Origin of the sequence: Pseudoalteromonas sp. SG43-7 (genome assembly GCF_014164295.1) — a bacterium.
GTDB classification, from domain to species: Bacteria; Pseudomonadota; Gammaproteobacteria; order Enterobacterales; family Alteromonadaceae; genus Pseudoalteromonas; species Pseudoalteromonas rhizosphaerae.
This window is the reverse complement of the sequence record NZ_JACJEY010000136.1, coordinates 1-1,566: the sequence shown is the minus strand read 5'-3', so window position 1 is coordinate 1,566 and position 1,566 is coordinate 1. Positions and strand designations below refer to the sequence as shown.

The window sequence follows — 1,566 nt, the reverse complement described above, 5'->3', positions numbered from 1 at the left end:
CACGCTTGCTCAAGCCGCTCTTTTGAATAGATTTTAGCTAAACTTAACACCCCTAAACAGGCGCGATAAGCGTGCTCGGGGTGACGCCGTCCACTGAGCTGTAACTCAACAACTTGGTGGGTATACTCTCCAATACTTAATGCCCATGAGCGTAAATTTATCGGTGACTGCTCATGCTGTTTTTGATGCGCCAGAGGCATATGATGAGGCTGTGTTGTATGCCCACCTAAACGATGTGAGCGCGGATGCTGTGCGATTAAGGTATCGTCATGATAAAGCTGTACTAGCTGATTGGTTATGTGTGCGCGTAATTGTTTCTTAACCCACTGATACGGCACACTGTAATAATGTTTTTCTATTTCAACATGATAATCAATGTGTACTCGCACCGTTTTGATTTGTGTATAGTGATAGGGCTTTTCAGGCAATGGCTTTAATGCGCTTTTATCCAGCATATCAAAAAGCTGTTTACGTGATTGTTGATATTGCTTCATCACCTTATTGTTCATTACATCAAGTAGCTTTGCTATTTCTTGATTTAGGTGCGCTAAGCTGTAGAAGGTTTGGTTACGCAGACGTGCCATGATCCAACGCTCAACAATTTGTACACCGACTTCAGCCTTTGATTTATCTTTGGGTTTATAAGGTCTAGCGGGTATGACAGCGACGTTATAATACTCGGCTAATTGATGATAAGTGGGGTTTAGATCAGGCTCGTAGCGACAGGGTTTACTAACAGCACTTTTTAAGTTGTCGGGAATAACAAGTTCAGGCACACCGCCTAAAAACGCAAAACAACGGGCATGACTCATCACCCAATCTTCAAGTTGTTGACTATACGTTGCCTCAGCATAGGTATAATTTGATGCGCCGAGCACGGCAACAAACACTTGAGCAGGTCGTGTTTCCTGTGTTGTAGGGCACGTGATGGTCAGCGTGGGGCCACAATAATCCACAAACAGCTTTTCACCGCCTTTATGATGCTGACGCATCGACAACCGTTGTTTCCCCACCCATTCCCGATAGGCGCGGCAGAAGTGGCTATAGCTGTAATAAGGCTCACCGACTTTCTCACGCATTTCATCGAATACTAACTGCAACGTCAAATGTTTGTGCTGCTTTAAATCCTTATTGATGGTGAGCCAGTCAGGTGTTGGGTATCTTTTTTGACGGGGTGAGAAGTCCCTGATTTTTGTATTAAGAAACGTACCGTGTTGTTTATCGTCAGGTAACGGCCATTGGTTTAACCCTAACTCATTGGCCTTTTTAACGTAATTAGCCACAGTGCCAGGGGAGATATTTAAGCTTCTGGCAATCTCTCGATGGGATAATTTTGCTGAATATTTCAGCCGTAAAATAGCATGTAATTTACTCATAGATATAGGTCTTGTTGACATTATTGTTATCCTCATCAAATGATTTAGATAACGGTTTAACATACCTACAAAAATGATAAAACGTGAACTCGGTTACGAGTGGCATTAAGCTTTGATCGGCAAAATCATTAAGAACACAAAAGTGATCATTATCGCGTAATTTTCGTGATCAAAGCTTAATGAGAATAAG

Annotated in this window: 1 protein-coding gene; it reads right to left on the bottom strand. The window is 42.4% G+C overall.

Annotated elements, in window-relative coordinates:
* Nucleotides 1–1,397 (bottom strand): IS21 family transposase (gene istA, locus H5200_RS23095; protein WP_182762817.1); only part of this gene is annotated, 1,397 nt, incomplete at its 3' end.
* Nucleotides 1,398–1,566 lie beyond the last annotated feature (169 nt).